Annotated in this window: 21 protein-coding genes; 13 read left to right on the top strand and 8 right to left on the bottom strand. The window is 39.3% G+C overall.

What is annotated here, in order from left to right:
* Window positions 1-33: 33 nt before the first annotated feature.
* The 9 genes from QQK09_RS13375 (at window position 34) to QQK09_RS13335 (ending at window position 11,355) form a co-directional block, all read left to right on the top strand.
* Window positions 34-1,200, top strand: a complete 1,167-nt coding sequence (locus tag QQK09_RS13375; protein ID WP_284204656.1) for a BamA/TamA family outer membrane protein — start codon at window positions 34-36, stop codon at window positions 1,198-1,200.
* A 38-nt stretch (window positions 1,201-1,238) separates the two neighbouring features.
* Window positions 1,239-2,351, top strand: coding sequence for a DUF4056 domain-containing protein (locus tag QQK09_RS13370; protein ID WP_284204655.1), 1,113 nt, complete (start codon window positions 1,239-1,241; stop codon window positions 2,349-2,351).
* A 599-nt stretch (window positions 2,352-2,950) separates the two neighbouring features.
* Window positions 2,951-3,856 carry an ROK family protein gene (locus QQK09_RS13365; RefSeq protein ID WP_284204654.1) on the top strand — a complete coding sequence of 302 codons (906 nt, stop codon included), beginning with the start codon at window positions 2,951-2,953 and terminating at the stop codon, window positions 3,854-3,856.
* A 208-nt stretch (window positions 3,857-4,064) separates the two neighbouring features.
* Entirely contained in the window at window positions 4,065-7,760 is a 3,696-nt protein-coding gene (locus tag QQK09_RS13360; protein ID WP_284204653.1) for an ATP-binding protein, read from the top strand.
* A complete protein-coding gene (locus tag QQK09_RS13355; RefSeq protein WP_284204652.1) occupies window positions 7,753-8,376 on the top strand; it encodes a hypothetical protein in 624 nt (207 codons plus the stop codon). Before QQK09_RS13360 ends, QQK09_RS13355 begins: the two co-directional genes overlap by 8 nt.
* Window positions 8,376-9,617, top strand: a complete 1,242-nt coding sequence (locus QQK09_RS13350) for a hypothetical protein (RefSeq protein ID WP_284204651.1) — start codon at window positions 8,376-8,378, stop codon at window positions 9,615-9,617. The genes QQK09_RS13355 and QQK09_RS13350 overlap by 1 nt, the downstream gene beginning before the upstream one ends.
* Before the next feature lie 59 nt (window positions 9,618-9,676).
* Window positions 9,677-10,534 (top strand): DUF7281 domain-containing protein, encoded by an 858-nt coding sequence (locus QQK09_RS13345; protein WP_284204650.1) that lies wholly within the window; start codon window positions 9,677-9,679, stop codon window positions 10,532-10,534.
* Window positions 10,535-10,607: 73 nt separating this feature from the next.
* Window positions 10,608-11,087, top strand: coding sequence for an FKBP-type peptidyl-prolyl cis-trans isomerase (locus QQK09_RS13340; protein ID WP_284204649.1), 480 nt, complete (start codon window positions 10,608-10,610; stop codon window positions 11,085-11,087).
* Window positions 11,088-11,127: 40 nt separating this feature from the next.
* Complete coding sequence (locus tag QQK09_RS13335) at window positions 11,128-11,355, top strand: glutaredoxin family protein (protein ID WP_284204648.1); 228 nt, start codon at window positions 11,128-11,130, stop codon at window positions 11,353-11,355.
* A 141-nt stretch (window positions 11,356-11,496) separates the two neighbouring features.
* Here the strand turns inward: QQK09_RS13335 and QQK09_RS13330 are convergent, their stop codons facing one another.
* The 3 genes from QQK09_RS13330 to QQK09_RS13320 form a co-directional block, all read right to left on the bottom strand.
* Window positions 11,497-12,126 carry a YccT family protein gene (locus QQK09_RS13330; protein WP_284204647.1) on the bottom strand — a complete coding sequence of 210 codons (630 nt, stop codon included), beginning with the start codon at window positions 12,124-12,126 and terminating at the stop codon, window positions 11,497-11,499.
* Window positions 12,127-12,142: 16 nt separating this feature from the next.
* Window positions 12,143-15,100: a DUF748 domain-containing protein gene (locus QQK09_RS13325; protein ID WP_284204646.1), complete on the bottom strand. Its 2,958-nt coding sequence runs from the start codon at window positions 15,098-15,100 to the stop codon at window positions 12,143-12,145.
* Between the two features lie 220 nt (window positions 15,101-15,320).
* Window positions 15,321-16,043 (bottom strand): YebC/PmpR family DNA-binding transcriptional regulator, encoded by a 723-nt coding sequence (locus QQK09_RS13320; RefSeq protein ID WP_284204645.1) that lies wholly within the window; start codon window positions 16,041-16,043, stop codon window positions 15,321-15,323.
* A gap of 151 nt (window positions 16,044-16,194) precedes the next feature.
* On the opposite strand from QQK09_RS13320, the gene QQK09_RS13315 reads away from it, so the two are divergent.
* The 3 genes from QQK09_RS13315 to QQK09_RS13305 are packed head-to-tail and all read left to right on the top strand — an operon-like array spanning window position 16,195 to window position 20,059.
* Window positions 16,195-17,106, top strand: coding sequence for an AAA family ATPase (locus QQK09_RS13315; RefSeq protein WP_284204644.1), 912 nt, complete (start codon window positions 16,195-16,197; stop codon window positions 17,104-17,106).
* Window positions 17,103-18,065 carry a DUF58 domain-containing protein gene (locus QQK09_RS13310; RefSeq protein ID WP_284204643.1) on the top strand — a complete coding sequence of 321 codons (963 nt, stop codon included), beginning with the start codon at window positions 17,103-17,105 and terminating at the stop codon, window positions 18,063-18,065. Before QQK09_RS13315 ends, QQK09_RS13310 begins: the two co-directional genes overlap by 4 nt.
* Complete coding sequence (locus tag QQK09_RS13305) at window positions 18,062-20,059, top strand: transglutaminase TgpA family protein (protein WP_284204642.1); 1,998 nt, start codon at window positions 18,062-18,064, stop codon at window positions 20,057-20,059. Before QQK09_RS13310 ends, QQK09_RS13305 begins: the two co-directional genes overlap by 4 nt.
* Window positions 20,060-20,118: 59 nt before the next feature.
* On the opposite strand, the gene QQK09_RS13300 is transcribed toward QQK09_RS13305, so the two are convergent.
* Entirely contained in the window at window positions 20,119-20,739 is a 621-nt protein-coding gene (locus QQK09_RS13300; protein WP_284204641.1) for a DsbA family protein, read from the bottom strand.
* Entirely contained in the window at window positions 20,733-21,626 is an 894-nt protein-coding gene (locus QQK09_RS13295) for an MBL fold metallo-hydrolase (RefSeq protein ID WP_284204640.1), read from the bottom strand. The genes QQK09_RS13300 and QQK09_RS13295 overlap by 7 nt, the downstream gene beginning before the upstream one ends.
* A gap of 114 nt (window positions 21,627-21,740) precedes the next feature.
* On the opposite strand from QQK09_RS13295, the gene QQK09_RS13290 reads away from it, so the two are divergent.
* A complete protein-coding gene (locus QQK09_RS13290) occupies window positions 21,741-22,634 on the top strand; it encodes a LysR family transcriptional regulator (RefSeq protein ID WP_284204639.1) in 894 nt (297 codons plus the stop codon).
* 24 nt (window positions 22,635-22,658) lie between these two features.
* On the opposite strand, the gene QQK09_RS13285 is transcribed toward QQK09_RS13290, so the two are convergent.
* The 3 genes from QQK09_RS13285 to QQK09_RS13275 all read right to left on the bottom strand — a co-directional run bounded on the left by QQK09_RS13285 (window position 22,659) and on the right by QQK09_RS13275 (window position 26,473).
* Window positions 22,659-24,344 (bottom strand): flagellar assembly protein A, encoded by a 1,686-nt coding sequence (locus QQK09_RS13285; RefSeq protein ID WP_284204638.1) that lies wholly within the window; start codon window positions 24,342-24,344, stop codon window positions 22,659-22,661.
* A gap of 112 nt (window positions 24,345-24,456) precedes the next feature.
* Entirely contained in the window at window positions 24,457-26,040 is a 1,584-nt protein-coding gene (locus QQK09_RS13280; RefSeq protein WP_284204637.1) for a protein adenylyltransferase SelO, read from the bottom strand.
* Between the two features lie 82 nt (window positions 26,041-26,122).
* Entirely contained in the window at window positions 26,123-26,473 is a 351-nt protein-coding gene (locus tag QQK09_RS13275) for a RidA family protein (protein WP_284204636.1), read from the bottom strand.
* Between the last annotated feature and the right edge of the window lie 58 nt (window positions 26,474-26,531).

Below are 26,531 nucleotides of genomic sequence, written 5' to 3'. Positions count from 1 at the left end.
GTTGGTATCCAACTTTTTGAAAGTGATAATTACATGAATTCACCGTTTAAATATTTACTCTTAATTTTGTCTCTTTCTTTATATTCCCAAGTTAATGCGGATGAAGCCATCGATGTTAACGAAGCAACCCCGCCGGATTCAGAATCTATAGGGTGGTTTGACAGTTTATTAGCTGCTTTGGGGGCCAGTGATTCTGTCGATGTTAGTGATGGTATAGACTGGGGCGTGTTACCCGGTCCATTTTCAAACCCAGAACAAGGCTTTGGGATTGGTGTTGCTGCCATTGGACTGTATGCGCCACAAGGATTAGACACAGGTAATCAACTATCCACTCTCACTATCAGCGCTTATGGCTCATCTAAAGGCTCTTTTGGGGTCGGTGTTAACAATTCTACTTTTCTAAATCAGAATATGATCAAATTGGGATTTGAAGGTGCTCTTTCTCATTCTCCTGATCAATATTGGGGAGTGGGGAAAGAAGCCGCTGAAAATGACAGTAAGCAAACTAAACATACTGCGCTATATTTAAATTTAGCACCCACTATCTCTTATCAATTCATTCCTCACTATTTTATTAAAGCAGGTATTACCGGTACATTCTTATATAACCAAGAGGCAGAAGGGACGGCACTGACCAGTGAAGAGTTAGAAGATAAAACTAATCTCGGTATGCTGTTAGCTTTGGAATATGATACGCGTGACTATGAAAGAAACCCTTATAGTGGTCGCTATATTAGCCTTGAGCAACGTCAGTACTTTGATGTATTCGGCGGTGATTATGATTATCAAGAGTTAATTTTTAACTACAGAGAATACATTAATGTGGTTGATGATAATGTGTTAGCTTTCGACCTGTATTATGAAGGCCTTAGTGATGAGGATGAATTACCTTGGTTTGCAATGAGCAAATTGGGGGGGGATAAACGCATGAGGGGTTATTACAGTGGTCAATACCGGGATCGATACCAAATTGCAGCGCAGGTCGAGTATCGTCATCGGTTTAACGAACGACATGGGATGGTTGCTTGGATTGGCGCAGGTAATGTCGGCGAACATTTTGACTCTTTATTTGAAGATGAATGGCTACCGACCTATGGACTTGGCTATCGTTTTGCATTTAAACCGAGAGTAAATGTTCGTTTAGATCTCGCCTTTGGCGATGATTCTGTAGTGTATTTTAATGTTTATGAAGCATTTTAAAATCAATAAAAAAACTAATAAAAATTAAGAAGGTAAATATGAAATTAAAAATAGTCTTACTAAGTTGCATCTATCTATTCTCCCCGCTCAGTTATGCTGAAAAGTCAGAACCTAAAAATGAGGTTGATGTTGTCGTCGATGCCCCATCTGGTTTGCGACCTTGTTGTGCTTTTGGCATCAATATGAAATCCAAACTTAGCATTATTCCTGTCCCTTTTTTTAGAGTAAATAATATTGTCGAAGTTTCAGACTTAGCTTCTCACCATTATAATGATGGTACACAAGGGGTGATGGCAAGCTTAGCTGGAAATGCTGAAGAGTTAAATGGACTTATTTACACGTCTCGAGGTGGTATTATTGATACTGCACATGTCCGTGATACAGGTGACAATACTTTTTATCTTTATAACCAAATTCGCGGTAATTTAGGCATTGAAATGCAGCGTGTGTTAGAGGCTGAACTGCGTGAACGTGTTATTAATTTGTATCCAATTCCCTTTGACTTTAATGCACAAGAGCAACTAAAAGCGGAGATAAATTTAAGCGGTATACTCGCATTTCGTTTAGCACAGTGGCATGAGGCTGCACAGTGGTTTGGTTTTACCTCGGTAGCTGGTTTTAAAGAATATCCTTCTGCTTATTCTCCTGAAGATCTGTATTCAAATATGCTGGGGGCGATTATTGCGATGGAAATTATAGAAGCTAATCCAGATTTAACGCTCGCAGACTATCAGATTCAGTACCCGATAGCATTTCTTAAGCATTTAAAAGAATTAGGTGCGCAAGACGGAGCTAGAACGAAAGAAGTGATGGATGGACTTGATGGTCATTGGTGGGATAGTAAAAAACGTTTACCCGACAAATGGGTGGTTAAAACCCGTGATTATCAACCTCGCTTAACCATCACACCACATTGGGGAGATAGTGATGAGAGAGAAACACTTTCACTTGAACCCTATGCGTATCTTGAAAAGTGGGGGGACGCTACGTTTGTTGCAACTAACCATGAGAGGCATTTTAAAGCATTACCGGCTCAACTAACAAATAAAAGTACATGGACCGTCGCTGACTTAAGTGACATAGCCGCTTTCGCTAAGGCTGCTGATGATAAAGAGAAATTAAGTAATAATCATCTTATCAAAGGCCAATAAACACTTTTTCTGATTAAATTTATCAGCCCAAAAGTAATATGGGCTGATATTACCTCTACTTGTATATACCTATTGTTAACCACCTCAGTCTTTTTGTCTCGAATGACTAAACACAACCTCAATGTAAAATAAGCCAATCAATAGCGGTATTAAATTATCCCTAACATCCTGCTCTTCACCACTGTGTGGCCAGCTCAAGCTGTTCAAAATCGTGCTATAGGGTTTTATGAAGTGAGAAAAACTATTAAAGAATTAACAAAGTTAATCTCTCGAAAGGCTAAACCTCTTACCTTATTAGTCATAATTTTCACTACGCAAACTCTGATCACCTTTTAAATTCTATTGGTATAAGAACTTGTTCATTAAAGCATATGAAAATATCGAACTTGTATAATGAAAATAGCTAATAATTTTATATTTACACTGATTAAAATTTTGTTAAGTAAAGGGTAAAGTCCATAAGTTATTGTTAAAATAGAATTAAAAGAATATCATTTGTTATTTTATTGGTTAGCTCTTGATATAGATCCTACTTATATGTGACAAGTTTATGTAATATATGTAACTAATTTAATATTCGTAATAAAATGGAAATAATTATGCTTTATGGCTTTGATGTTGGTGGTACTAAAATTGCTTTTTGTGTATATGATGAAGCACTCAGTTGCTTATTTGAAGATCAGATCCCGACCCCTCATGATTATCAGACTTTTCTCTCCAGTATTGAAACGATGGTGCATCAAGCCGATGCCAAGTTTAATTGCAAAGGTCAGGTCGGTTTAGGTTTTCCTGGTGCAATTAACGCGAGTGATATGACGTTATATTGTGCAAACGTCCCTGCTTTAAAAGGGAGACCACTGTTTAAAGATCTCTCTGCAATCCTTGATAGAGAAGTTAAAATTGAAAATGATGCTAACTGTTTTCTATTATCTGAATATTTTGGTGGCAGTGCAGACGGTTGTAAAACGGTATTGGGTGTAACCTTAGGAACAGGAGTTGGCGGCGCTATTTGCATTGATGGTAAAACGCTTGTTGGCCAAAACTCTTTTGCCGGCGAAATTGGTCATTACCCGCTCCCTGCAACGATATTAAAAAAATATCCAGAGTTACCAAATTTAACCTGTGGCTGTGGTCGCCAAATGTGTTTAGAGACCTACGTTTCAGGTACTGGTTTAGGTAATTTATATGAGCATTATGCAAGCAGTCCATTAAAGGGTCCTGCCATTCTAAATAAATTTCGAGCTGGCGATAAAATTGCACAAAAGGTCATTAATATCTATTTTGACATTTTGGCTGCAGGTATTGCTACCGCTATCATGGTACTCGATGCAGATGCCATTATTTTTGGTGGTGGCTTATCTAAGTTTGAAATTCTGATTGATGAGTTTACGCAACGTTTACCAAAACATCTGTTAAATGATGTCAAATTACCGAAAGTGGCTAAAGCGACGTTTGGTGGTGAAGGTGGTGTACGTGGTGCTGCATTATTAAACTACCAAAAGTAATTTTTCCATATTCCAATTAGCAAGTTAGCGATTTTTTAAAGAGCGAGGCATATTATTTTTGTCTCGCTTTTTTATATCCGCTTAAATCTCCCTCATTAACACACAATCTTAGCTTAAAAAGATCGACAAACCTCATCAATCCTTATAAATTAGCTCGCTAACACTTTTCTCATATTTTTGCTTAAAATTCGTTCATAAAGGAACTTCTATGGCCCATCAAGCCTATCAACTACTGCGTATCATTCTTATCGATAGCTTTTGGAAAAAACAGGTCAACGAACTTGATTTAACTGGACATACTCAACTCGAAGGCACCAATGGAGCAGGTAAAACGTCATTGATGCGTCTGTTACCGCTGTTTTATGGTATGCGCCCAAGTGACATCGTCAGTAAGGTGGATCAAGCTAAAAACTTTGCTGATTATTACCTGCCACGTGATACCAGTTTATTAGTTTATGAATACCAGCGTCCTTATGGGCAAAAATGTATCGTGTTAGCGAGTTGCAGTGATGGTCGCGGTGTTCACTATAAATTCATTGAAGGTGCTTACGAGAGTCATCATTTTATCGATGATAAAAAACGCTTAACCATCAAAGAAATTGAAAGTAATTATCGTCGTGAAGGCGCTTTTTGTTCAAGTTACTTAGGTGTCGATAAATACCGCCAAGTGATACAGAACCTGCGCAGTGGTCGTAAGATAAAGGATATTCGTCAATTACAAATGCGTTTCTCATTCTCCGATAGCTCAGCGCCACATATCGATAAAGTGGTGAATGGCACGATTGAAAAGAACCTTGATTTTGATGCGGTTAAAAAGATGCTGGTGGAGATAGCCAGTGATCATCTCGCACGAAATAACATTGATGAAAAAGAGAAGATAAGTCTTAATAAAGAGGATATCAGCCATTGGCTTGCAGATATTCAAGCGAGTCGTGCCATTCAAAAAGTGGCCGATAAAATAGCGCTTTGGCAAACCGATTTCACTAGCTTAGATAGCCTGTTGAATAAGCTTCAGCATTTACATTTTGAGATGGTTGCTCATCAGAAAGTATTGCAAGTGAAACAACAGAATTACCAAACGCAAAAGAGTACCACGATCACGGAGCTCGACAGCTTAGAAACACAGCTTAAAGATTCATCTGCAATATTTAGCAAAGACATCAGCAAGTTAGCTGCACAAATAGAAGCGGATCAAAGCCGTATCGACTTGCTTGATGAAGATAAAATGAATTATGAAGACAATGATGCTGCGAGTTTTCAGCTACAGGCCGACCAAGCACCACGTATTCAACAACAACTCAATGAAGTTAATGAGATCATTGCTGCCTTTGAAGGTAATATCAGTAAGATTCAAAGTAAATTTGAAAAGTTAATAAGCCAAGTTAAGCAGCAAAAAATGGTTGATGTGAGTGCCAACAAAGAGCAACGCTTCAGCATTAAAGAATCTGCAAGCGTACAACTATCAGTTATTGCAGAAAACCAGCAAGCACAGCTAGCGAGTTTGAATGAACAGTTAAATGCGACTGATCTAAAACTTAATATGCACAAGCAAGCGCTAGAAAATGAAGTTCAACAGGTTCAGCAGCAACAACGTAATCCAAGCATTGAACCTGAACTGTTAAGCGCGTTGGAAGAAAATCAATCGAGCCTAGGTGAGACTCATGAAACACACTCACTGATTTTAGGGCAACAAAATGAGCTCAATAGTAAACTCAGCGTACTTGAATCTCAACGACTACAACTGCTTGAGAAACACCAAAAAGAAGGGCGTTCACTCGACAAATTAAAACAACAAATTCATGATGTAGAATGCCAATTAAGGCCACCAGAGGGGTCATTGCAACATTTCCTCAGCCATCAGCCTGACGCGAGTACATGGAAAGATAATATTGGTCGTTTATTATCAACTGATCTGCTTAACCGCACCGATCTTGCGCCGACGTGGTGTGGTGAGTCTACTAACATGTATGGTTTACAGGTCGATTTGTTACAGCTGCAAGAGAGTGATTTACAACTCAGCGAAGATCAACTGCGAGAAAAAGCACAGCTATTAGATGAAAAAGTATTACAGATCACTACTAACATCACTACGCTAGAAGAGCAGATAAAAATCGCTAATAAAGACATTCAGGCTTTGGGGCTAACCATTGCAGAAGCGCAGCAGCGCTGTAAGCAAAATGAGTTGAAGCTTGAACAATTAAAAACGCAACAAGTCCACCTTCAGGATAAAAAAGCACGCGCAATAAAAGTACAGCAGTTAGCTTTTGAAGAGCAGTTAAAAAAGCTCAATAGTCAGCAAAAGGACAATCGACTTAAGATCGAAGCCTTTCAAGAGCAGCAGCAAAGCGAACGTCTTGCACTGCATAACATGATGCTCGAGCAACGCATGGTGGTTGAATCGGATCGTGATATCCAATTAGAAGAATTGGATAATCAACTGCAAAAGATTGAGCAAAGCGCATCGGAGCGTTTACGTGATTACAAGAAACAACATAGCACGGCACTCAATGAACTTGATCCTGATGGTGAAGTAGACAAGCGTACACAGCAGCGTATTGAGCTTGAAAAAGCCCTTGATGAATGTGCTATCTTGTCGCGTAAAGCGCGTGAATATGCGCAGTTCATGAATGAGCGTTATCTGCACCGTGATAAGTTGGTTGAGGTTAATCAAAACCGTGAAATTGAGAAACGTGGTTTTGAAAATAGCCTTGAAGACCTGAAAAGTGAAAAGGGTAATGCGATTAGCAACAACCAGAAATCACTTAAAAAATTAAATACACAACTGCGTTCAACTGCTGAACTGCTTACTCAACTCAGTGATAGCCAACATCTCTGCGAAAAGAGTGGTATCTCTGTTTTAGAAAGCGAAAATGAACCAAACAACGAAGCGGATCTTACCGTCAGTTTCTGTTTTGATTGGTTAAAACAGTTCGAGGTAGTCGAGAAACGTTTAGCAGGGCAACTGCAGCGTTTTAATGAAACCTTTAAAAAGAACCATGCAAGCAGTGAACTGTTTGAAAATTGGCAGAAACTCATCGCTGATAACGATAACTTCCAAGGTGCACGTAATCTGTTTAAGTATCGTGACCCGATTACTGACCTACTAAGCAGCGCTGAGCAGAAACAGAAAAACACCTATCAGTTGGTGACGGTCAACGCCAATATGATCAATGAGTTCTATCAACACATTGAGAATTTTGGTCGCCGTATCAAAAGCATCGGTAAACAATTATCTAAAAATGTAACGGCATTGGCACACTTTGAAGCGCTTGCGGACATCAATGTATATACGGTGATGAAGCAAGAAGAGCTTGAATATTGGGGGCCGTTACAGCAGTTCGCTAAACTGTTTGAACAGCATCGAGATGATCTACGCGAGGGAATGGGAGATATTCCTGATGATTTGGTTTATGCGATGCAGAAGCTATCGACTTATTTGCCAAGTGATGGTTTTGTATTGGCACACCATAACCTGTTTGATATTGAATTTTCCATCAGTGAAAAAGGTCAGCTTAAATATGCACGCAATGCACGTCAGCTGAAAAAGATCAGTTCAACAGGGTTATCCTATTTAGCAATGTTATCGCTGTATGCGGGTATTCTTGGAATGTTACGAGGTGAAACACAGTCGCCATCAACGATTATTCTTCCCGTGGATGAGTTAGGTGAGTTGGCTGCTGAAAATATCGACTTGTTGTTGAAAATGTTCTCTGATAACCATATCCGCATGTTATCAGCTTCACCGTCGACCGATCGCCACATTCTGTCACTGTATCATCGTCATTATAAGATCAAAGATAATAAGATATTCCATGCGCAAATCCCGCAGTCACGCATCGATGAATTATTAGCAAAACGTAAGCAGTTGCAGCAGTCAGCGCAAGCGGAGACAAACAATGTTTAAACAAACACTACAAAAATTGTTAACCGGTGAAATCATCTGTGAAACCGCCTTTGCAGATCAGTTTGAGTATCTTAGTGCTGCTGAAAACCGTGAACGCGTTGAAGATTTTTTATCGAACCTAGATAGAAACCTAACTTACCTAGATAGTGCAGATGCCTATTACGTGACCTTTCAAACGGTGGATCAAGAAAATAGTGGCGAGTTAACGCAGCTGTTTCTAGAAATCCGCTCATCGTTTCGTCCCTTGGTGGAGTTTTTAGAGTTGCTATTAAGCGCAACACAAACCGACTTGCCGCTGCGTGCAAAATCGATGGTTAATATTAATGCGTTGTTTGACCCCTTTGAACATGATCAGATCCTACGTGAGCAATTACATCGTTTAAGCGCCGTTAAACCTTTTAAAACCAATAAACTTGAATCACGTGAGCAGTTGGTATTTATCTTTCAAAAATTGGAAGAGATGGGCTATTTAGTGCGTAAGAATAGTGGTAGTAGTCGTTATTATGCCACGGCACGTTTTGACCTTATCTATCTACTCATTGAGTTCTTAAATGACTCTGAGCGTGTTGAATTGCCAGAGAGCATTGAACAAACGCAAGAGGAGTTACTCTTTTAATGGCTGCTTATAACGCTTCCGATGTCGCGGATCTGTTACGCCAAATAGGTGCTCATGACCAGCTACTTGCTGATGCTTATGTCTATGGCAGTGTCAACGAACTACAAAGTGAATCACGCAAGATAGGTAGTTTGCACAAAAGTGGTTTATTGCGACCTGATGATGAAATTGGCGATTACCGTGTCACCGCCGAGTTAAAGCGTATGCTAAATCGTTTGATGCGCAAGCAGAGCAGCTATCGCCAACTTAGTGATATGGGTAAAGTGATCGATACCCTTAATGAAATGGTGATTGATTATCAGATGGCGGTTCAGAGCAATCAGCATGATGATGCCGAATACTACTTAGATCAACTTGATGACCTACTTTATGAAGCCAAAGATAACCTTAATGTCAGCCTAGAGAATATGCATCATGCTATCTCTAGCCAGTTTGGTTTTGTGAGCACCTTGAGCGCTAAGGTACGTGAAAATGAACGCGCCTTAGCCTATGCACAAAAACTGTTGACTGAACTACAACAGATTGATCCTGAAAGCTGTTACGAGTGGGCTGATTGGGCGTGTCCGAGTGATTTTGCGCGTAAGATAAGTGGTTTTGTGTATTGGTTTAACCAAACTCTACCGCGATTACGCTTTATTATCGATAACATGCGTCTGAGTCTATTCCGCCTGCGTCGTGATGAAAAGCAAGCCAGTTTATTACGTAACATGGCACGCTACTTAGTGCAGCACCCTGAGTTTGAGATCAGCGAAACATTGTTTGAAGATGATCAATTACCAGAAACGCTAAAACTAGCACCTGCAATGCCATTAAAAAGCTATGTCGATACACGTAACACTGAATTAGAAACACCACTCATTGCATTGGTGCAAGCACTACGCAAACAGGCCAAATCAGAGCGCTTGGTGGAACGTGAAAGCAGTGATCTTGAGTTTGAAGAACTGCCTGAGTTGGTCATTGACCATGACTTTTTTGAAGAGCAAACAGAGCAATTATTTGAACAGGTAATTAAACATGGTGAGCCGATTTCTGCCATCAATTACTGGCAAAGTGCATTACAAAGCTGGATTGTGAGCGATCAGCTGATCGATCCTAAAGAGTGGGTTGAATTGGTATTTAGTAGCTACTGTAAACTCACCAATGATCAACAGGATGCCTTAGACATCAAACCTAAAGGTACGGTTCTTCCTGGTACTGATGCCAACTACACTTATAGTGATGTATTGGTCTTGTTGAGATGAGAATTGAACGATAAATTGAACTACGAAAATTGAATTAATAGGACTAGGGGAGTAGGGCGATGAAGAAAGGGCTGTTTGAATATTGTCAAAAGCATTTACGTGTTTGTGGAAAATTCAAAGCGAGTTCTTCTTTTGAAAAATTAGCCTGCCTTGGTATCGGTTGCATTGAAAGTGGTTGGTTCTATTTTAATGAGAAAGATAAGCAACAGTTAATTGAGTTGGTTGCTAGTGAACATGATGGAATTCATTTGTACCGTGATAGCTATCCCCTCCAGAAAACGCGTGATGAAAAAGCGATCACACAGCGCGATGAGAAAGGTGGTGCCTTGAAGGTCAGTGAAGATTTTGTTTTGCTCAATAGCCTCAATAATTTTCGCATTAACCAACAAATCACGTCAATTAGCGAACTTACTTCTCTTGGTCAATACGTTTGTGCGACTGACATAAACACTATTGAGCATCAACAAATTGTGCTCGTTGAAAACCTGGTTGTGATGGCAAATCTGAAGCGTTTAAATATTCCTGAGTCCTTAAGCGAAGCGCTGTGGGTATATCGCGGTGATCTGCAAGTGCAACAACAAACAGGCACTGCATACTCTTTTTTTAGACGTTTTAAAGATTCCCATCAACTGATCTGTTTCAGTGATCTTGATCCGAGTGGAATACAAATTAGCCTGACATCGGGTGCGACTCAGTGGCTAACCATTGCTGATGGTTTAGATTTGAACATTGAATTAAAAGGTCCTGAACAGGAGTGGTTTAAGCAACAAAAAGCGATCTGCTACCTTAATAATCAGCAACTTCCTACGTACTGTGCATCGCTTTTTATGAAAATGAAAGCATCACAAATCACCTTAAAACAAGAACATATGCTTGCGCACTCATTAAAACTCTGTTTATCACCATTAACCTCATAACTGCTCGCTTCATTCCCTTAAAAACATGCTAAAATATGCGCCTAAATATCTAATACACAATAAAGAGACCATTATGTTAATTACTCAAAATAGCGCCGTTGAATTCCATTACACATTAAGCGAAGCGGGTACACAGATTGAATCTAGTCTTAATGCTAAACCATTGGGTTATTTACACGGCCACGGTGATGTATTTCCAGCTCTTGAAGCAGCGTTTCTTGGTAAGACGGTTGGTGATACATTAGAAGTGACATTAACACCTGAACAAAGTTATGGTGAGATCCGTGAAGATAGTATTCAACGTATCCCTAAGAAACACATTCAATTTGAAGGTAAATTGCAAGTTGGTTCGGTTGTCGTGGTTAACTCAAACCAAGGTTCACAAGAAGTAACGGTTGTTAAAGTGGGTAAATTTAATGTTGATTGTGACCTTAACCACCCATTTGCAGGTAAAACACTGACCTTTGCTATCGAAGTAATGTCTGTACGTGAAGGCACTGCTGAAGAGATTGAGCATGGTCATCTTCACGCTGAAGGCGGTTGTGGGCACTAGTTGCTAAACCACGAGTAGTAAACATTTTTAGGAATAAAGTATGAAAAAAGTTACCCTGTATTCAATGGCACAATGCCCGCATTGTGATAGCGCAAAGCAATACTTTGAATCTAAAAATATCAAATTTCGTTTAGTGAATGTTAAAAGTCCGTCTGGACAAAAAGAGTTTGCTAAAACGGGGTTTCGTGGCGTACCTATCATCAAAGTGAGTGAAGATTACTTGAGTGGTTTTTCGATAGCGAAATTTAATAAGTTGTATCAGGGCTAGATTAAGCAGTTCTCTGTTTTTAGGTGCCAGTAACACTCTTCGTGAGGCACTATTAACTTCTGCTGCAAATAAAAAGCACTTCCTTATATGATATAGGGAAGTGCTTTTTTATTAGCTGACAATCATGTCGAATTAGCGGTATTATTTCATATCCTGCTCTAGTAACCAGATACGGAATGCTTTTTTCTCTTCACGCGATGCTTGCTGATAGAGCGTTTGTAAGGGAATAGTTGTTTCACTTACTGCAGGTGCGACTTCAGTAGGTGCAACGACGGGTATTGCAACAGCGGCACTTACAGCTGCAACAGTTGCAGGTGCTGTGATACTGTTTTGCTGATTGTATGTAGAAATCACTTCCTCAATATTGCTATAAGGAAGAAATCCATTATCCATCAAGATATCACTCTCTTTTATGCTGTATTCGCTATCTTCAGAGATCACCTGCCATTCAATGCCCTCACGGATAGCACGTTCCGCTTTGTAATCTGTATTCAGACCAGAAACAGATATTTTTGTATCCTGTTGTAAGTCGATATTGAAAATAGAGGGGCGACTTTGTACTTGCAGATCATTATAAAATTTCTTTGAAAAACGAACCACGATTTGATGCTCACCGGCAGGGAGGTCAAGTTCTTTATCTCTACTAAACAAAGACGAACCTACCTTCTTCCCATCTATCGCTAAAATTTCAACGCCATTAATTCCTTGTACTTCTAATGCATAACTATTGTGCATGAACATTAACGCTAAAATAGTGGCAATCTTCTTCATAAATATCCCTTTTAAATTATTTGCTGGTTAGACTAAAAATAGTATTAATAACTGATCCTTCAGCACTGCCTGTTAAGGAAGGTTGTAGTGCAAAAACTTGCTGATTATCTACTTTATTTATTGTTATCAACTCATTTTTAATGATGCTGATTCTTTGCTGTGCAAGTTCGCTAAGCTGCAATGTTTCAATTGGCTGCAGTATAACTAGTTGATCAGACAATACTTGTTGATATTGCTGTTGAAACTGCTTTTCGTCAACCTTTTGTTGCTCATCTTGCGCGGCTAATAACTGCTGTTTTAATGTTTTGAGTGCTTTTTCGCCTTTTTTATCGCTATATAAGGACTCCATTGCATTAAGTTGCTGCTGCTCATCCTTATTCGATAAGTCGAGTTGCTTCGCCAATGCTTGTTGTTGAAGCTTTAGTTTTTCTTGTTTGCTATCAACATTCACACGGAGTTCTAAGATAAGTTCAGGTCGCTCTACTAGTAGTGACGCTAACGTTTTTAGGTTGTTTTTTTGTTCGTTATTGATGCTTGCACTACCTAGCTCAAAAGCAACTGAGTTTAGAGATTGTTCATCACCACCTGCTAAACTTGCTAAGAGAGAGAAGGGTGAAGTGACCGCTTTAGTGATCACATTGGTGAGTGCTTTCATCACCAAACCACCAATTTCAAAGTCAGGAGAGTTCAAATCTCCTTTGGTAGGCAAACTGATATCAATAACCCCCTTACTATCTTTGAATAATGCCAGCGCAAGTTTGATAGGCAGATCAACAGATTCTTTGCTCTCTACCTGCTCACCTAATTCAAATTGATCTAAAATAAGACGATTTTTACCATCTAATAATCCATCGGAAATTTTATAGTTAAGATCTAAAGTCAGTTTACCTTTATCAATAACATATCCAGCATAGCGCCCCGCATAAGGAGTCAGTGTGGTTAACTCTATTTTATCGAATGTAACACTCATGTCAGTATACAGTTGATCAGAAAAAGGGTTAATTTCCCCTTGAACAGCTACTTTTCCATATTCTTCCACGCTGCCGTTAATATTGACATCAGCGGCCTGTTTTTTACTTGAGGATAATCCTTTGATAGCGCCATTCAGTTGTTGGATGCTTGTACCAAATTGAGGAATCAATGATAGATCTGCAAAATAGGCATCACCATCTTTAAAGGATATTTTAGCAATCTCAATCTCAGGAGAGGGAGATGTTACTGCTTCTGATTTTTTTTCTGGTTTACTGTTGCTACTACTTTCAACCATTAATTGCGAAAAATTAACTTTTCTATCTTCGGTGATAATTAAACGTGAATAGGGTTTGTCGAGTGCAATCTCGTTGATATTGATAGTTAATGGCGACAGATTGATCTTAATTGGTGTGACAGAGAGTTTTTTCCAACCTAATAACCGTCTGTTATTGACGGTATCTTCGCTATCAAACTCTGCGATATCAATTTGCCCATCAAAGGTTCCCATGAGTCCTTTGGACGCATCTAAGGCAAGTTTGCTATTACCATCTAGTGAGAGGTGACCGCTTTTTATACTTATATTAGCGGCTTCAGCAAGATAGGGCTGAATAATGTTAATTGGAATCTGTGCAAGTTTAATGTTGCTGTCAAGACTAAAGGGTTGTGCAATCAGCTCACCAGAGAAATTATTTTGCTGTGAGCTCTCTATTTTATAGGAGAGTGAAAAGGGCTGTTTGTTAGATAAACTTTGATTTAATGCTGATAGCGATGCGTTAATGTCATGTAACTTGATAGATGCAACACCGGTTACTGCTTTATCGGTTATTTGTAGCGTACTGTTATTAATATTAATATTGTCAATTGACCATAAAAAAGGCGAAGTTTTTTCCTCTGCTGTATCAGATGTTTCTGTTGTTGATGGCGCAGAGTTAGTGAAAGCAGTTAGAGATTGTAATAGTTCAAGCTCACCATTTTTACCTCGTACTAAGTCTAGCCCGATATTATCTATCTCTATATTACGGATAGCAACGAATTGCTCTACGAGATTAAATTCAGTGGGGCCTACCTTAATTTTCTTAATATCTACGAAATGATCGCTATTTTGGGGATCTGCTATTTGTGAATCATTGAAAGTCACAAAGGCTTGATTAAGTGTCAATTGAAATTGATTGTCGATAAAACTTAGCGCGTAATTTGCAGCTAAATCAACATTACTATGACGTAATTCATAAGGCGAAAATTGTTTAATGTAGGGCCAGAATCGGTGTAAACGGATCCCCTTTATATTAAAAGAACCTGATGACGCGATAGGGGCAACGGCGATATTACCTTTCCACTGTAATGATTGTTTATCACCAAGTGCAAGTTGTAACTGATACTCACCACCTTGTTCCACATAAGTAGAAAATGCTTTGAGTTGAAAAGAGATCGGGTTGATTTTGTGGGTTATCAACTCACCATGGCTGTGATCCTTCGCAATCAGTGATCCATTTACTACGTTGATATTATCAAAGAGCAATTTCGGCATGACTGAAGGTGTCTCGTTATCTGTTTCTATTATTTCCTCTTTTTTACTCGTTACTTGTTGATTTTTTATTAGTGCCTGCTGAATATTGGTTGAACCATTTGGGTTAATTAATACACTAAAACTAGGATCAGTTAGTTCGACATTTTTGAACGTAAATGCTCCTTCAATCAGTGAACGTAGTTCAAAGTCGGCATGAAAGCGACTGAATGATAATGGTGAATCAGTATCACCTACAGTATTCTCTTTAATAGCCAAGTGATTAATGGTGAGTGTCAGCAGGAATGGATTTACTTCAATTTTTTCAATCTCAGTTTGCCAACCTAAGTGGCTATGTACCTGATCACGAATAGTATTGTTGAGCAGTTTTGGTAATAATAAAAAACCAAATAGGGCATAAAGTGCCAACAGAGATAAAAGCCAAAAGACGATTGAGCGGTAAAATTGACGACTAAATAGTTTTTTAAAAGTATTCACGATGAAAACCATTGTTCAGGAAAATATAATCCAGAGTATAGGAGAATAGTATTTGTTTTTATATGTGAAATACTCTGGTTTGATGATTATTTGTTATGTTGTGGAGTGTCTGGTGACTTTAAAGGAAGGGGGCATAATAGAGGGACAAAAAAACCACGTAGAAACGTGGTTTTATATTGTGTGTTACTCTCATAGAGCCTGCTAATTTCTCAGCGTGTTATTACTCTGGTAATACACCATTGTGGTAAACGTTTTGTACGTCATCACAATCATCTAGCATTGCCATAAACTTCTCGAATCTCTCAACATGCTCAGGTGCGATATCAGCATCAGTTTGTGGTACAAACGTTACCTCTTCAACATCAAGCTCAAGTTCTGGATAGTTTTCGTGAAGTGCTGTTTTTGCTTTGAAAAATTCTGTATGAGGGCAAAATACGCTTATTTTACCATCTTCAGCAACAACGTCTGTAACATCGACATCAGCCATCATCAGATCTTCTAGTACTGCTTCATCATCTTCACCCGTAAATACAAATACAGCTTGATGTTCAAACATATGTGCAGCACTACCAGGAGAGCCAATTTTAGCATCTGTTTTTGTGAAACAGTTACGCACGTCAGTCCATGTACGTTTGTTATTGTCAGTTAAGCAATCAACAATCACGCTACAACCACCAGGGGCATAACCTTCGTAGGTTGCACGTTCGTAATCTTCACCTGCACCACTTTTTGCTTTATCGATTGCATTTTTAATTACGTGACTTGGAACTTGGTCTTTTTTTGCACCATCGATTAAACGACGTAATGCAAGGTTACCATCTGGATCAAAGCCACCGGTCTTAGCGCTGACATAGATCTCTTTTGAGTATTTAGAATAAACTTTTGTTTTTGCGCCCGCAGTTTTAGCCATAGACTCTTTACGGTTTTGATATGCTCTTCCCATCGGTTCAAACTCTTTTTATAAGGTTAGTTAAAATTTTCGACCCAAATTCTACTCCTTAGGACAGTTGTGCGCTAGTGTAGTAGCAATAAATATTGAGCTAGATATTGATATTACTTGTTTTCATACACAATATTGCTCAAAAGGATAAAAAATGCACAATAAAATAGAAAATATTCTCGCGCAACTTAATAGCGTGTTGCTTGGAAAAGAGCAGCAAACACAATTAGCCCTTGTCTGTTTGCTTGCAGATGGGCATCTCTTAATTGAAGATCTACCTGGTATGGGAAAAACCACTTTAGCTTCAATGTTGGCGAAGACCTTGGGTCTTGACTACCAGCGGGTACAATTTACCAGTGATATGTTACCTGCTGATATTTTAGGCGTGTCGATATTTGACTCCGCGAAGCAGCAATTTCGTTTTCATCAAGGGCCAATTTTTAGTCAAGTGTTATTAGCTGATGAGATAAATCGGGCTAGCCCAAAAACACAAAGTGCATTGCTTGAAGCGATGGAAGAAAAACAGATCTCCGTTGATGGTAATACTTACCCATTACCTAGCCCATTTTTTGTCATAGCGACACAAAACCCGACCGACCAAGCGGGTACGTTTCCGCTACCAGAATCTCAGTTAGATCGTTTTATGATGCGTATCGAGTTGGGTTTTCCGGCGAGAGATGCTGAAATGGCGATGTTAAAAAGTGCTAACTCTGCTCTCAATATTAATGCCGTTATTGATTTGTCTGCGCTACAAGAGATGCAACAAGCAGTGAAAAAAGTAGCCACTAACGATGCACTTTTACACTATATATTAAGTCTAGTAGATGAAAGTCGTTATAGTGGTATGGCAATGAGCCCACTTTCACCTCGTTGTAGTAAAACTATTCTGCAAGCCTCCAAGGCGATGGCCTTCATTAACCAGCGAAGCTATGTTATCCCGGAAGATGTGCAAGCTGTTTTTAGTGCTGTTACAGAGCATCGTTTACAGGGGATTAATTATGAAAAACAAGGCAATGGTGTATTGAGTAACGCGTTACTTAAACGTGTTGACCCATTGAATTTATGATAAACGTGTTTTTCCGTAAATACTTTGATAAGTGGGTGACACGACGTTTACCTGCCACTAAACAGGTCACGCTTAATAGCCGCAACCTTTTTATCTTCCCCTCAAAAGCGGGCATACACTTTTTAATCAGTTGCTTCATTTTATTTTTGTTAGGCACGAACTATCAAAATAACTTAATTTTACTGATGGTATTTTTTCTTTGTAGTTTCATGGTGACCTGTTTACTGCTCAGTTACCAAAACCTTGCCAAGCTGACATTGACAGCGACCGATAGTGAGGCACAGTTTGCTGGGCAAGATTGTCAATTTATTCTGCGCTTGATACACGCTAAACATCATGCTCAAGACCTTACTTTCTGCTTTCAAAAGGGGCAATCTAAGTTAACCTCAATTGTTAATGATGATAGCGTTTACTTGTATGCCACTAGCAAAAATAGAGGTTACTTTAATCCGGGACGTATCACTCTGCGTTCAAGCTTTCCTTTTGGTCTTTACAATGTCTGGACTCACCTAGATTTTGATTATCAGTTGTTGTTATATCCACAACCGCTAGAAAATACACTACAAGATCTATCATCTTCAGAACATAATGTTGCTCACTCGATGGGTAAAAGCAGGTTAGGCGTAGATCAATTCTCAACCTTAAAAAGCTATCAACCCGGAGAGTCTTTAAAGTCAGTTGCATGGAAACAAGTTGCACAGGGAAGAGGTTGGTTAACTAAACAGTTTGAGCAGTTTTCTGGTGGCGACCATGTATTAGATATTAGCAGACTCAACCATTTAGCGCTGGAAACAAGGTTAAGCTTTCTCTGTTATCACATTATCGAACTTGAAAAAAAGGGGCTGAGATATGCGCTTATATTGCCAAACCAGAAGATAGAGATGGGATTAGGAAGCGTACATAAAAAACGCTGTTTAACTGCGCTTGCATTATTTGAACGAGTGAAGAATCAATCATGAAAGCATACTTAAATAGATTGAATTTAACCCTTATTATTGTGACTTATAGTGTCATTGTTATTGTGCTGTTGCCGCAATTAAGTAGCTATATTGTTTTCATTGGTATTACATGTGCTGCTTGGCGTATTGGCCATTTTATTGGCCGAGTAGCGTTACTCTCTCCGCTGTTATTAGGCTTGTTTGCAGTGGCAATGAGTGCACTCACCGTTTCGATTATCTATTCTCAGGGACTGTTTACGCTTTTATTACATTTGGTATTTCTCGGTTTTAGTCTTAAATTTTTAGAGCTAAGAACGCGACGAGATGTGTATTTTTTTATTAATACGGGGTTCATATTAACGGCCCTATTTTTTATCTTCAATACGTCAATTGGTTCTGCATTGATTGCGTCGTTATTGCTCCTACTCTTATTAGCCACTTTATTAAGTTTGCATGTTCAGCAGTTGTATAAAAAAGCATTTATAAAGCTACTTTTTAAAAGCTGCTTAATCAGTTTACCGTTAGCGAGCTTATTGTTTGTGGTGATACCGCGTTTACCTTCGCTATGGAAAATGCCGTTACAGAAGCAAGCAACGACTGGGTTGAGTGATAGCGTTAGTCCAGGGGGAATTGCAAAACTTAGTCGCTCAAGTGCGTTAGCATTTCGAGCTACTTTTAAAGATAAAGTAGTACCTGAAAATGAGCGTTATTGGCGCGCAATGACACTTGATAATTTTGACGGGACAACCTGGTCGCAGAGTGATCAGAAAAAGCAGCAAGAGTCACTGGCAAAAAGGGGGGCCGGATTGAGTTTTTATCCGACACAGAAAGGTAATAAGGTTGAATATGAACTGATCATTGAGCCACATTATAATTATTGGGTACCCGTTTTAGATTATGCTTTAACACCTTCTGGATTGGTTAGTTTATCCGATTACTCTTTACGCAGTGAGCAGCCTATTGTTACGCGCAAGGCCTTTTCCATCGAGCAAATGGACAGCGTCAATACAAAAAAATTAACACCTGTACAGATCAGACAACTAACGCAGCTACCGACATTAAATAGTGCCGTGGAAAATCCTCAAACTGAGCAATGGATAACGGATAATTTACGCAAAGGGCACAGTAAAGAACAGATTCTTCGCTTACTTTTAGCACGTTTCTCCATGCATTTTACTTATACGCTTAAGCCACCTTTGTTAGGTAAAAGTCAGGTGGACGATTTTCTGTTTACAACTCAAGCCGGGTTTTGTGTGCACTATGCGAGTAGTTATCTATATGTTGCACGTCGCTTAGGTTTTCCTGCACGTATGGTAACTGGATATTTAGGCGGCGAGTGGCAAGCCTCTGAAGGTTTTTTTACGGTACGTCAGTACGATGCACATGCGTGGGTTGAAATATGGTCTGATGGCGGTTGGCAGCGTGTCGACCCGACCTCTTTTGTTGCCCCAGAACGCGTTGAGTCCGGTCTCGAAGCCAGTTTGACAAATAGTAATGAGTTTTTGGCTGATGAGCTTTTCTCATTACAAAAGTGGCAGTCTGTTGAACTGCTTAATGCCTTACGTGTTCGCCTTGCACAGATGGATTATCTCTGGGCACGTTATGTGGTTAACTTTGATAATGGAAAACAGTTAAGACTATTGCAATACTGGTTAGCTAAATTTCCTTGGCTAAACATTACCTATACTGTTTTTCTATTAATGGCGGCTATTTTTAGTGCGCTACTGTTAATGATATTTAAGCCGTGGCAGAGGAAAAAAATAGCATTAGAGGATAAACTCTATTTATCATTGCAATCGCATTTTACTCAACAAGGCTATCCGCGCCAAATGGGCCAAAGTATCAGTGATTATTGTGCATTGTTAAGCGTTCAAAAACCATCTTCAGCAGCGTTACTAGGTAACTTTGCACAACGCTATAACGCCATAAAGTATCAGCCGAGCCTCTCTGAAACAGAGCGTAAAAAAATGTTGAGACAGTTACAACTGCTTATCAAACAACTTATAAAAATCTAATTGATATCTGCTAGAAAAAAGCCCCACACCTATAGATTACGGGGCTTTTGTTTGTCTGGTTAATTATATTTTTTCAGCCATTGGTACCATTTATTCAAGTCACCATAAAATTGAGAATGTGGGATAGTTTGCATTGTCCCATCTTCTTTTTCTAGTAGTAAGCTAGGAAAACCATTCAATTGGTAATTTGACATTAACTGACGATTCTCATCAATGATGTGGTCAATTTGGTTATTATTAACTTGCATCTGTTTCTGCCAAACTAATTGCTCTATACCAATTGTTAATGCAAGTTGTTCAATAATATTGTTATCACTGACATCTAGTCCTTGCTGATAATAAGCTTGTTGAATTTTTTCAAGCATCTCAACGCCTTTACCAATTAATGCTTGCGCTGTCATTATCGCTTTTGCGGTCAAAAATGAATCCAATATAATTGTTTCATTGCTCGCTATTCGCGCTTTATAAAAAGTGCCAAACTGTTGCCCAGTTAACACTTGAATTCTCTCATCGTAGCTTACTACAACTTGACGAAATCCAGCTTCCATTGGCCGACGCTCAATCATTCCGCCTGGGTGTAATTCAAGTTCAATACCCTGTTGCTTAATTGCTTTGATGAGTGCTGTTGAACCAAAACACCAACCACACATTGGATCAAAAAAATAATGAATTTTTACCATTTCATGTCACCCATATGTACTTTTGCACCAATATTTAATGAAAGAGGCACTTGCTCTGCCGGGTAACTTGCCATCATGCTGTCTATTAATTGCTGACTGTTTTGACTTTGCGCTTTTTGTTTTTCAAAATCTGCTAAGTAGGTTTTTGTATACTGGATGTTAGTGGCATCGAGGGCGGTGCCAACTTTCATATGACCTGGAATCACGAGTGTTGGTTTGAGTGCCAACATCTCAGATAATTGCATGCTCCATGCATCTAGTCGAGCTTGGGTTTGAGTATCTGCAGTCCAAACATGTAGATCTCCAAAAATGCCTATATTACCCAGAATCGCTTTTTCAGAAGGGATCCATAAATATGGGCGATTTGCTAACACACCTTGGGTGCCTTTAATTTCAATTTTATGGCCTTCAATCGAAAATGAACTTTGCGTATAAGCTTCTGGTAATATTGGAGATTCAGGTGCATTGGTGCCCATTTGAGGCCCCCAAAAAGCCACTTTTTTAGCCATTTTAGCTTGGATCATCTCACGTACTGCTGGCGTTGTAATAATTTTTGCATCAGGGAATAATTTTGCTAATTCGCTTGTTCCAAAATAATAATCAGGATCTGATTGGCTAATAAAAATAGTGGTTAGTTTTTTGCCTGAATCGTAAACATTAGCTGCAATGCGCAGTGCGTCAGCATTACTAAACCCTGCATCAATAATAATCGCTTCTTTTTCACCGTAAATCAGCGTTGAATTAACGTTAAAGCTACTTTCTGGTGCGCTATACACTTCAAAGTGCAAAGGTTGTGTTTCTGCATGTAACCCTGTTGATATTGTTATGGTAGCGGCAACAAGGATTGATTTGCTGATTATTGCTTTTTTTAATGTTGATAGTTTCATTGGAATTCCTTTTGGTTTTATTCGCTGATAAAAGACAAAAGGAATAATAGAGTGTTGTGATGTTTAGATATATAGCTAATAATAAGCATTATTGTTTCATAAATCGAGCATATAATGGATAAAGTAACAGCCGCTAGGGTGTTTATTGATGTTGCGTATTCGCAAAGTTTCACCGCTAGCGCAGAGCGGTTAGGTATGTCTCGTCCGATGGTGACGCGTTATATAGAGGAAATGGAAAACTGGCTTGATGTGCGCTTATTAAATCGCACCACGCGCAAGGTTTCTTTAACTACCATGGGTGAGTCCTGTTTAAAGCAGGTAGAGGAGTGGGTTGCTGCGTCGGAGTTGATATGCAATCAGGTTAAACCGGTTGGTGAACTGTCGGGATCAATTCGTATCGCCTCGAGCATCTCTTTTGCTCATGCACAATTAATGCCTGCAATTACTGCATTTATGCAATTGAATCCGAATGTGAATATTGATGTTGATTGTAACGATATTCATGCTGACCTTATTAAAAATCGTATTGATCTGGCGATTAGAATCGCGACCTCACCAGATCCGAGTTTGATCGGTAAAGCGATTGCACGATGCGACTCTGTATTAGTGGCAACGCCTGAGTATTTATCAACACACCCAGTGATCAAGGTGCCTACTGATCTATTACAACATCATTGTTTAGGTTATAAAGGCAGTAAGCAGCATGTTTGGAATTTACATCAAGATAAAGTGCACCATGCGATAGCGGTTAAATGTCAGTTGACAGCGAATGAAGCGACAGCTTTGATGCAAGCTGTACAGTCAGGGGCTGGTATTTCAATGCTACCCACCTATCTTGCTAATACTGACATTAAAAATGGAAAACTTGAGAAGGTGCTGAAAGACTGGCGACCAAAGCCGATGGATATCTACCTGTTATATCCTTCACGGGAACACCTTTCTCCAATAGTAAGAGCATTTATCGATTTTTTAAGTGACTATTTTGAACAGTTGCCCTGGGCATTGTGAGCGAGTATTAATTTAAGTTTAAAGCTACTTCTTATAGGGTTCGGTACTTATTTTATATTCTTTGATACTCACTTTAGTTGGGCCATAATTTCTCGCAGAGCGGAATTTATCTTTACCAATATTGATATACACATCATTAAACATCTCTTTTTGAACAATGACTTGAGCACGTTCAAAGTATTGCTGTAGCTCGCCCTTGTTATTATCAAGGTTGGCAGTCAGTTCAATAATATGTTGTTTTACTTCTTCTTTGGTCAGCATTAACCGTGCATCCAAGGATTGTTTTTTTTCTCCATTCGGCAAAATATCAACTTTACGCTGTGCTTCAATTAATTTTTCTAATTTTAGCTGATCACTCTGAATACAAGTGTTTATCTTTTGTTTTTGATCCATTAAGTTTGGGTAGTGACCGATCAGATCTATTTGTGTTTTAGATCCTGCACTTGCCCCTAATGAAACGGCATGAATAGAACCATGTGTAGAGAGTACACCACCGAGTATTGTTCCTTTATTGCCTGATTCGTCAAATACATTGATATCGCCTTTACTACTCACATGGCAATGTAATAGTTGTTTCTTTACATTGACTTCGGTACCTGCTGTTATTCTCGCGTACTGACTGAAGTGTGCAGTAACCGAACCATCAGCACTTACTTCACAGGAATAGCTATTATTTCCTTCTTCCACTTTATGACCAATAATACCTTTTCCGACAATAAGATCGCCGCCACATGCTAACTGTGATGATTCAACAAAGCCTGCAATGGTGATATCGCCACTGGCTTTGACTTTCATACCATCGCAGACATCCCCTTGGATAATGACACTGCCTTCGTAATTAACATGGCCGTAGCCGACATCGACATTATTAACCACCAACACATCATCAACTTTCATCCCGTTATTAAGTATTTTAGGTATGCCAGAAAGTGTAGAAATTAATAGATTATCATCTTGCTCAGAAATGGTTGTGTTTTCACCTATCTCAAGTTGTAAGTTTTTGCCTTTATTATGAGGCATTACCTCACCTGTTATGGTTAAGCCATCTCGCCCTTCGGTATAGGGGATTTTTTGCATTAATTTCGTGCCGGGTTTAACGGTAATTAATTGTCCAAGATTGCGCATATCAACGCTGCCATCTTTATTTTTTTGAGGTTTTAATAAACGCTCTCGGGGCGTTTCCACAAGGCGCTTAAACATGGCGTCCTTACCATGAATCGGATGAATCCCTTTGGCTATTGTTGCTTGGAAGCTACTGCCGGGTTTTGCTTGTTGTGCTGTTTCGATGAGTACGTTGATATTTTTATCGATAATACCCTTGATGATGCCTAGATCGATCATCTGTTGCTTAAGCTGTTGTTGGGTGACAGGCAAACCACCATAAGCACTGGTAATGACGGCTTTAGCTGCCATTTTAAGTGGATCTACGTTGATGGTTAGCTGACCATGAAGTCGTCTGGCTATCGCGATTGATTCAGCGTCGTTGATTTGCTTGTTTTTATTTTTTTCTGCTAGGTGTGTAAAGCTTTGTACCGCTTGCTGAACACCAGCAACATTTACTTTTAGGGTGCGATAGTTTGTTGATTGCAGCAGGCTCGTTAATGTTTGTACTGTTATTTCACCGTCGACAGGTTTTATGAGTATAAATAACTCATTATTGTCAGCTGAAAAATGTAATAACTTTGTACTAAGTGGCTGTTTTGTTTCCATACTATCCTGCGCAATAGGTAATCAACATTACTGAATAGTATTTATAAAAACAATAATTTGCAGGTCTTATATCTATTTATTGACCTGCAATTTTATTTTACTGTTATTTTTGCTACGAACTGCACGAAAGCATCGAACATCCGACCTTGTCACGCGCCCAATCTGGTCGTTTTTGTGCATAGTGATCATAATCAGGTTGTTCATCGTAAGGGTTTGTTAATATTAATTTTAATGTTTCAAGTTCGCTATAATCTCCTTGCTCAGCACGCTCTATCGCTTGCTGAGATAAATAGTTTCTTAATACATATTTTGGATTTACTTTGTTCATATTCGACAGGCGTATTTCAGGTGATAATCCATCAAAACTTAAACGCGCTTGGTAGCGTTGCAACCATGCATTCAACTCACTTAGATAGCGTTCAGATAACTGCTGTGGCTGATAATAGCAATGTTCAAAATGGATTGTTGGGTCAGTACCTGGCTCAAAACTAGCTAAAGAACGATAGAATAGGGTCATATCCGTTTCAACTTCTGATAATAATTTTTCCAAGGATTGGAAAATATGCAGGTCTGTAATGCCTTGATAATCTTTAAAACCTAATTTACTCGCCATCATTTGCTGCCATTGGCTTTCATAACTAATCGCGTAATCACTCATGATACTTTGCAGTGGCTCTACTTCTCCGATTAATGGGAAAATAGCATTGGCAAGTTGAAATAGATTCCACTGACTGACTTGAAACTGTCCGCCAAAGCGATAACGTTTTTGCCCTTCGTCAGTTGTATTAGGCGTCCAACCAAGGTCAAAGTCATCAATCCAGCCATAGGGGCCATAGTCTATTGTCTCACCGATCAGCGACATATTATCAGTATTCATGACACCGTGGACGAAACCGACACGCATCCAATTAACGATCATCGTCGCCGTATTGGCACACACCGCTTTAAACCAGCTTAAGTAAGTTTCTGATGTAAAGTTATCATTTTCAGGTTTTAGATGCGGGTAATCATTATTAATACTGAACTCGACAAGCTGCTTCACTAGCTTTTCATCGCCACGGGAAGCGGGAAGTTGAATCGAACCAAAACGTAAAAAAGATCCTGAAACACGGCATACCACAGCGCAGGGTTCAAATTCTGCATTACCATCATACATTTTATCGCGTATCACTTGATCGCCCGTTAAACATAAGCTGAGCGCTCGTGTGGTAGGGATACCCAAGTTAAACATCGCCTCTGAGCAGAGGTATTCTCGAATTGAGGAGCGTAATACGGCCAGTCCATCAGCACGACGAGAATAAGGGGTTTTACCCGCGCCTTTTAATTGTAAAGTTTGATAACCGAGTTGATCTGTTTTTAATTCTGCGAGATTAATCGCACGTCCATCACCTAATTGTCCTGCCCACTGACCAAATTGATGACCACCATAGCAGAGTGCGTAGGGCTTTAACCCCTCGAGTAGGGCATTACCACTCATTAACTGGGTAAATAGTGCCGATTGGCAGGCTTCATCGCTAAATCCCAATTGTTCAGCCAGTTGGTGGTTAAAATTAATAAGTGTTGGTTGTGAGGTCGGCGTTGGGTCAACCCATGAATAAACAGCATTTTCAACACTTCGACAACTGTTTTCGGTGTTAGGATCAGCGGGAAGTTGAGCATTTAAACGGGGTGGAATATTAAGATTGTTTAATAACATACTGAATACCTGAGTTAAATAATAATAGTCTACTATTTTACTCAAGTATTTTCTAGTGAGTTATATCGTGCCTTGCATATAATTACTGCTCAGCAGCAATTACAGAAATCTCAACCAGTAGTGCTTCACGTGCCATCGACGCTTCAACACAAGCACGTGCTGGGGCATAGCCCTCAGGTACCCATGCATCCCAGACAGCATTCATTGCTGCGAAATGATCCGACATGCTTTTTACATAGATAGTGGCGGATAAAATCGATTCACGTGAACTGCCTGCTTCAATTAATAACTGATCTACTTTTGCAAGCATGGTTTCAGTTTGTTCTGTGATATCTTTAGTCGCATCTGCGCAGACTTGACCACAAAGGTAAATAGTGCCGTTGTGTTTTACGATACGACTCATGCGTTGTTTTGTCTGTTGACGTTCAATCATATTGATCCCTAACGATAAAAATGGGTAACATACCCTATTTTAAATTGAACATACATAG

The sequence above is a fragment of the Psychromonas marina genome (assembly GCF_030161115.1).
GTDB classification, from domain to species: Bacteria; Pseudomonadota; Gammaproteobacteria; order Enterobacterales; family Psychromonadaceae; genus Psychromonas; species Psychromonas marina.
This window is presented reverse-complemented; position numbering and strand designations above follow the sequence as displayed.